This window comes from Psychrobacter sp. Ps7 (genome assembly GCF_022129225.1).
GTDB classification, from domain to species: Bacteria; Pseudomonadota; Gammaproteobacteria; order Pseudomonadales; family Moraxellaceae; genus Psychrobacter; species Psychrobacter immobilis_A.
This window is the reverse complement of sequence record NZ_JADQAH010000053.1, coordinates 12869-20116: the sequence shown is the minus strand read 5'-3', so window position 1 is coordinate 20116 and position 7248 is coordinate 12869. Positions and strand designations below refer to the sequence as shown.

Here is a 7248-nt window from a genome sequence, read left to right as displayed (position 1 = left end):
AACTAAATAGTCGCAGCGAATTGTTTTGAGCATTTATTAGCTTTAGTGATGAACAGTTCAGCAGCTATCAGTCTTCTTTGTTCCATGTCTTGTGATTAGAGACAGGCGTTTTTTCTGTATCGGCTGCCATGGTCGTATCTCCAGCAACCTTGGAAAGTAGGGGAATACGCACACACACTTGTAAACCTCCGTCGGGATGGTTAATGGCTTCTACCGTCCCATGATGCAATCTGGCGATACGATCGACAATCGCTAGACCTAAACCACTGCCTTGTGTGGTACGTGCTGTCTCTCCGCGTTCAAAAGGCTGCATAATACGTTCTAGCTGATCTTCCGCAACGCCATCACCACAGTCACGCACACATATCAGCAATTGTTCTTGCGCCTCTCTATTGACGACATTTTCACTGACAACATCGCTATCTTCCTCTTCAATGGTTTCTATAAAAGTTGGCACAACAGTCGCTGATAGGTAAATGGGTGGTTTGCCATAACGCTTGGCATTATTGACCAGATTGATCACAAGGCGTTTGATAGACATGGGGCGCACAGGAACCACTTTGTGACACTCTGATTGATAGATGAACTCCATTGGTGCAAATTGCACCATGATCTCATTAAAGATGGTATCCAAATTGGTTAGGCTGACTGGCTCATCGGAGCCATCTTTCATAAACGAGATAAACTGCTCTAAAATGGCATCCATGTCTTCAATATCATAAATTAATCCCTCTCGAAAAAAGTCATCAGGTAGCATCTCAGCAGTCAAACGCATACGAGTTAAGGGCGTTCGCAGATCATGCGAGATACCAGCAAGCATAATCGTACGCTCTTTTTGTGCTTGATTTAACGTCGTGAATAGACGATTGAATGCCATGTTGACCTGACGTATCTCCGTAGGCCCTTTTTGTGTTGGCAACGTAGTGGCATGACCGAGGCGAATATAGTTGGTCGCGGCACGCTGCAAATATCGTAGCGGACGATTTAATTGCCGCGCCAGTAGAATAATGGTCAGCAGCGATAAAATAGGTAATCCAATGAGAAACAGCACCAATAATGCTGGACTATATTGCGAATAATAAACCACGGGTTCACGAATCCAAAAGCTGTCATCACGGCTGTCTTGCACCCAAAGCTGCGGTGTCGGTTTGAATTTAAAATAAACCTCGACAGGTCGACCCAATTGCGCACCGATTTCGCGTTGTAAGACATCAGTGAAGACGCCGACAAAGGCCTTATCAGACACTGCTGGGAAATCATTAGGATTATTCACTACCACGACATGCGAGTGTTGATAAATCCATTGGCGTACTTCAGGACGATTTTTCCAGTCTTTGTTGACACTATTCATCAACTGCAGCTCGCTCGTTAAGTAACGTGCATGGTTTTTAAGCTCGGGTAAATATAGACTGCGCCAAAAAAACAGAATCGACAAGCTGACACTGATAAGAACAATGAAAGAGACCATCAAGGTTGTCAGCCAAGTGTTGGAGTAAGAGCGAGTAAACCGCCCTTTGCGACGTGGTTGCGATTTTGGTGTGGTCATATGGATCCAACATATTAAAAGATGCTTTATTGAGTTTAGTGTAAAAATGGTGCTTTTTTATGTCGTTCAAAACAACGTGCCATACTTATGAGTAGCGTAATAGCTAATACTCTTGAACGATGACACAATTCAGTAGGCGATAGCATCATTCACTCGCTGACTATGTTATAGAGTAGCATAATCAATGAATGACACGGATGGCTTTAAAACAGTAGGCAACAATTGAATACTCAAATTTGTACTAATATAGTACTGAGTAATATAGCGCTGAATAATACAGCAACGAGCCACTTGGACATGATGTAGAGGCAGTATCTTCAGTTAAAAATTAGTGGTGATGATCAATTGTATTTTACATCGACGGGCATTTAAGCTATTGTTAATAAATAATTAAATAAGCGCAGTTTATGTTTTCAATAAATCAAGACTGTGATATAATTATGCCCTTTTTGGTATACCTGCGAAAGAGAGAATTCACATGGTTGTTATTCGTTTAGCACGGGGCGGTGCCAAGAAACGCCCATTTTATCAAGTAGTTGTTGCTGATCAACGCCGCGCGCGTGACGGTCGCTATATTGAAAACATCGGCTTTTTTAACCCACTCGCTAAAGAGTCTGAAGAAGCAGTACGCCTAAATATGGAAGCGTACAATGCGTGGATCGCAAAAGGTGCACAACCTTCAGATCGCGTTGCTTCATTAGCAAAAGCTTTCAACAAGTCTGTCGCGCAAACTGAAGCAACTGCTTAAGTTTTGTGGTCACTGAGACGCTGATAGCTCGTCTATAAGCAGTCTCGATAGACTTTAGTAAAAAACATAGCGTAACTGGTCTAACTAGGTACGCCATTAATTGTTTATCGCTTTTAACTGCGTTTATCGTTTTTAATTGCTTTTTATTTATCTTCGCTGTGTTCATCATTGTTAGGTTAGCCGTTATGTCTTCTGCTCCAAACGCTAGTGCCCTTATGAAAATTGGTCAGCTCAAAAAGCCTTATGGCATCAAAGGTTGGCTTTGGGTATTTAGTGAGACAGATGATCGTACGGCGATATTTGACATTAAACCTTGGTGGATGAAAACCGCTACCGGCATGAAGCCTTTAACCGTTAAGGCTTGGCGTGAGCAAGGCACAGGAATTGTGGCTCAGTTTGAGCAGATTCCTGATCGCAATGTTGCTGAGACTATGAACGGGGTAACTCTTTGGGTCGAGCAAGACATCTTGCCAGAACCCGCTGAAGATGAATATTACTGGTCGGATTTGGTCAGCCTGCGCGTTGTAAATGAGCAGGATGAGTATTTAGGCGACATTACTGAGATGTTTGAGACTGGCGCTCACGCAATTATGCGGGTTGCGGCAAACTCAGACAGTTTAGATGCCGATGAGCGCCTGATTCCATGGCACAAGCAAACTGTAGTACAGGTCAGTCTGACTGAAAAAACAGTGCTAGTGGCATGGCCGAGTGATTATTGATAATAATTTTAACTTTGCGGTTAAGCTTTATCAGTAATAACACCGATTCATTTAGCCAATATTAGCCACTGCGCAAGTAGATACCTAATGTATTTTGCCGTTATTAGTATTTTCCCTGAGATGTTTGCCACGATTCGTGAGTTTGGAATCACGGGTCGAGCAGTCACTCAGAAACAAGTGACGATTGAATGCATTAATCCGCGTGATTTTACCAGTGATAATTATCGCCGTATTGATGAACGTCCGTATGGTGGCGGTCCTGGCATGGTAATGATGGCTGAGCCATTATCCCAAGCGATTGAGGATGCGCGCCTACGAGCAAGTCAGCACGGCTGCCGTGTCGACAAAGCACACTGTCCGGTGATTTATATGTCGCCACAAGGACAGACGCTGAGTGAGAGTAGTGTGGTCGATATGACTGAGTATGACGGCATGATTATATTATGTGGTCGTTATGAAGGTATTGATGAGCGCCTACTGTCGCAATATGTTGACATGGAAATATCGCTTGGTGATTACGTACTTACTGGTGGTGAGCTACCAGCAATGGTGCTAATGGATAGTGTGATACGTCGTCTGCCTGATATTATGGGTGATGATAAGTCAGCTGAGCAAGACTCGTTCGTCGATGGCTTGCTTGATTGTCCACATTATACTAAGCCGCATGAGTTTGCGGGTATGGCAGTGCCTGAAGTGTTACTTTCAGGTCACCATGCCAATATCGCGAAGTGGCGCTTTAGTCAGCAAGTCGAACGTACGCAAGCGCGTCGTCCAGACTTATGGCAAGCGTTTACGCCAACGGTAGAGCAAGCAAAGTGGCTAAAAGCATTGGCGAAAGCAGATAAAAAACAGCGTTGATAGCGGCTAAAAAGATAAACAGTTGAGCAACAGAATTTTGAGCAACAACAAAACGAGTCATAGCATAATGGCCGTTTGTCATAACCCACTTACGTTGTGTCTCATTAAAAAGATACGATCCATTATTACAAACAGGTGATATGCGTCAAGCCTCTATTATCTAATGTGAGGAGATAACTCTCATGAGCAACAAGCATCCATTGGTTCAGGTCATCGAAAATGCTCAATTGATTGAGCGCCCAAGCTTTGCACCCGGCGATACCGTTGTGGTTCAAGTAAAAGTACGTGAAGGTGAGCGTGAGCGTTTACAGGCTTTTGAAGGCGTTGTAATTGCTAAACGTAACCGCGGTTTAAACTCAGCGTTTACCGTACGTAAAATCTCAAGCGGTGTTGGCGTTGAGCGTGCATTCCAATTGCATTCACCAATCATCGATAGCATCGAAGTGAAACGCCGTGGCGCTGTTCGCCGTGCGAAACTATACTACTTACGTGAGCGCTCTGGTAAATCAGCACGTATCCGCGAGAAGCTTGCTCCGCGTGCACCTAAAGCTGTTAAGCCAAAAGCTAACGCTTAGATTATATCCAGTATCTGCTTTTAAGCATTGTGCTTAATATCGCTTTATTGCTGAACCGTCTATTATGCGATTCGGCAATAGCGAAAAGCCAGATACAAGCCCTTATTCATAGGTTTATCATATAAATAAGCGGGTAGTACCAAAAAAGACAAAACCCCAATCTGTGCGTATGCCAGATTGGGGTTTTTGTTTCTGTCGTTTTAATTAATGCGCTTTAATTAATATGCTTTAAATCACAAATCTAGAGAAACGTTTTAAAAATTGCCTTTAAGCCTCTAACCATCGAGATTTTCGATACGGCTATTTTGGTCTTTAGATTTGCTGTACTTACGCAAGCGTATATAGAGCGTTTTAGTGACGGTAGCGATAATTTTTTGTTGATCATCGACGATATCTGCTTGGTATTCCCGAAATACTGGCTCGCCTTCTTTTGCTAATTCCTGAATCGTGGTGATTTCATTGCTAGGAATTTTTAGGCGCGCAGTGACTTTGCTATTACCAGGGGCAATAAACTCAATATGTGAGCTTTTGTCCCATACTACGTAACTGCTGCCCAGTTGGTGCATCAGCATTATCATATAGAATGGATCTACCATCGAATACAGGCTGCCGCCAAACTGAGTGCCCACGATGTTTTTGTTCAGCGTATTCAGCCCCATACTTACCACGCACAAACCTTGATCGAGATTGAGGTGATCGATTCTGATACCAGCGCCTACGTATGGGGCATAAGTATTGATACGCAGCTTCAGTAGGTGAGGTGTCAATAACGGCATGATACTTTGTTTGGCTCTGCGTTTTAGCGTCTCAAAATTGGTGGGTAGCAACCTCATAAATTCGTCCTATTGCTTCTTTTATATTTTTTAGTGATACTGTTTGAGTCAAATTTTTTAGTGTACTTCTATCAAAGAGCAGTCACGAAAGGGCATTTATCATAAGTAAAAAATATCAAAACCGCTAGGCTTAAAGCGTAACTGACATGGATTTTCTATAGTTACTTAAAAGTTATAATAAACTATTTATTATAACTATCTTTAATATTTAGTTATGTGATAACAAATATCTAGATACAGATAATTATTAAGAAAAAGGTCATTTATTCTAATTTAAAGTTTATATTAAGTGTGTTTTTTCCTCATGGTTTTCTATTAAGTTTAATTTTGCATTAAATGGAAACTTTCATTTATATATTATAATAGTGTACGGACTTTTTGAGTGGTTCTAAGTTCGCATTTCGAGTTCTTATGTCATACAATGGCTTGCAATTTTTAATAGACGCTTTAGTCACATTAAATTTCACTATCAAATTATCAGTTAAATAAAGCCTCAGTCGACATAAGGAAATGTGATGAGTAACACTCAGATCCCTTCTTCAGGGTCTAATCAGCAGTCATCAAATCCATCTAATTACGACAGCGAGCCATCAGGTAGCTACCTTGATTTACACAAACCAAGCGCAAGCTTTGACAGTCGTGACGCTTATCTGAATCATGAATTACAAATCATGCAGCCAAAACGCTGGCGTCCCAATTTGCCGTTTCGTGATTATCGCTTTGAGTATGAAGATACTATTCCTGCAATGGCTGCAACGATTGGTAAAGTGGTTATGGTGGGTGCGATTGCTGCAACATTTGCAGGTCCACTTGGTTTGGGCGATGCGTTTGTTTTAGAAAACGTTCGTTATGAGCTATTAATCGTTTCATTTTTTATCATCTTATTTTCAGGATTTCTACTCCCGACAGCCAACCTTGCAGGTACTCACGGCCCCCTTATTCCGCTTATTCCTATTGTCGTGGCCGCTGGCGGCCATCCCATGGCCTTTGGTCTGCTCATCGGTGCCTTCGGCTTGCTATTGGCAATCAGTAAAGGGGGCAGTCTGCTGGCAAACTTGACCAGTAAAGGCGTGTGCGGTGGCCTCTTGATTTACTTAGGGTTTATCGGTACCACCTCACAGGTCAAAAACCTCTTTGCTTGGGCAGAAGGTATTGGCATGTCGCATATTGCCTTTTTCATTATTTTGGCCACTATCCTGCTATATGCATTACTTGAGCATTGGCAAAAACGCTGGCTTGCAGTTCCGCTAAGCTGTGTACTAGGTGGCGGACTTGCATTTGCATTGGGTGCACCCTTTGAGTTCAAAACTGCACCAGGTTTACCAAACATGAACCCGATGTATTGGTGGGGTGAAAATACCGGTTGGATGCTAGGATTACCGACGGTTGAAAGCTTCATTGTCGTACTGCCGTTTGCTATTTTGGCGGTTGCGATGTGGTCACCAGATTTTTTAGGCCATCAGGTCTTTCAAAAAATCAGCTATCCTAAACGTACTGAAAAGGTACTCATGGATATCGATGATACAATGACCAGCGCATCGTTTCGTCAGGTCGTCGGCTCTGTATTGGGCGGTGCTAACTTTGCGTCATCGTGGGGCACTTATATTGTCCCAGCAGCGATTGCCAAACGTCCGATTCCTGCTGGTGCCTTATTGACAGCATTGTTCTGTATTATCGCAGGGGTTTGGGGTTATCCGATGGATTTAGCCATCTGGCAACCAGTGATGTGTGTGGCCTTGATCGTTGGTGTGTTTATCCCACTACTTGAAGCTGGTATGGAGATGACCCGCGAAGGTAAAACCACGCAGTCTGCTGCAATTGTAGTGTTTGCTTCTGCACTCGTAAATCCTGCATTTGGTTGGTCGCTCACGCTATTACTGGATAATTTAGGCTTAATTGGTTCTAAAGAACGCAGTGCCAATTTGACTAAAATGAGCCGCTGGATCATACCGGGTATTATGTTTGTGGT

7 protein-coding genes are annotated in these 7248 nt (G+C 42.9%); 5 read left to right on the top strand and 2 right to left on the bottom strand.

Going from position 1 to position 7248, the window contains the following annotated elements:
• Positions 1-67: 67 nt before the first annotated feature.
• Positions 68-1546, bottom strand: a complete 1479-nt coding sequence (locus I3257_RS13295; protein ID WP_201540625.1) for an ATP-binding protein — start codon at positions 1544-1546, stop codon at positions 68-70.
• 478 nt (positions 1547-2024) lie between these two features.
• On the opposite strand from I3257_RS13295, the gene rpsP reads away from it, so the two are divergent.
• The 4 genes from rpsP (at position 2025) to rplS (ending at position 4446) form a co-directional block, all read left to right on the top strand.
• Positions 2025-2294 carry a 30S ribosomal protein S16 gene (rpsP, locus tag I3257_RS13290; RefSeq protein WP_045445900.1) on the top strand — a complete coding sequence of 90 codons (270 nt, stop codon included), beginning with the start codon at positions 2025-2027 and terminating at the stop codon, positions 2292-2294.
• Between the two features lie 185 nt (positions 2295-2479).
• Entirely contained in the window at positions 2480-3013 is a 534-nt protein-coding gene (gene rimM / locus I3257_RS13285) for a ribosome maturation factor RimM (RefSeq protein ID WP_045445903.1), read from the top strand.
• Between the two features lie 87 nt (positions 3014-3100).
• Positions 3101-3871, top strand: a complete 771-nt coding sequence (gene trmD, locus I3257_RS13280; RefSeq protein ID WP_087813637.1) for a tRNA (guanosine(37)-N1)-methyltransferase TrmD — start codon at positions 3101-3103, stop codon at positions 3869-3871.
• Positions 3872-4053: 182 nt separating this feature from the next.
• Entirely contained in the window at positions 4054-4446 is a 393-nt protein-coding gene (gene rplS / locus I3257_RS13275; RefSeq protein WP_045445905.1) for a 50S ribosomal protein L19, read from the top strand.
• A 275-nt stretch (positions 4447-4721) separates the two neighbouring features.
• Here the strand turns inward: rplS and I3257_RS13270 are convergent, their stop codons facing one another.
• Positions 4722-5279, bottom strand: a complete 558-nt coding sequence (locus I3257_RS13270; RefSeq protein ID WP_238050055.1) for a DUF4442 domain-containing protein — start codon at positions 5277-5279, stop codon at positions 4722-4724.
• Between the two features lie 515 nt (positions 5280-5794).
• Here I3257_RS13270 and I3257_RS13265 point away from each other — a divergent pair.
• On the top strand, positions 5795-7248 hold a 1454-nt coding region (locus I3257_RS13265), incomplete at its 3' end, for a DUF3360 family protein (RefSeq protein ID WP_238050054.1).

Bases quoted from the DNA above. Each gene is read 5' to 3' on its own strand.
- I3257_RS13295 (WP_201540625.1), bottom strand. From the start codon at position 1,546: ATGACCACACCAAAATCGCAACCACGTCGCAAAGGGCGGTTTACTCGC.
- rpsP (WP_045445900.1), top strand. From the start codon at position 2,025: ATGGTTGTTATTCGTTTAGCACGGGGCGGTGCCAAGAAACGCCCATTT.
- rimM (WP_045445903.1), top strand. From the start codon at position 2,480: ATGTCTTCTGCTCCAAACGCTAGTGCCCTTATGAAAATTGGTCAGCTC.
- trmD (WP_087813637.1), top strand. From the start codon at position 3,101: ATGTATTTTGCCGTTATTAGTATTTTCCCTGAGATGTTTGCCACGATT.
- rplS (WP_045445905.1), top strand. From the start codon at position 4,054: ATGAGCAACAAGCATCCATTGGTTCAGGTCATCGAAAATGCTCAATTG.
- I3257_RS13270 (WP_238050055.1), bottom strand. From the start codon at position 5,279: ATGAGGTTGCTACCCACCAATTTTGAGACGCTAAAACGCAGAGCCAAA.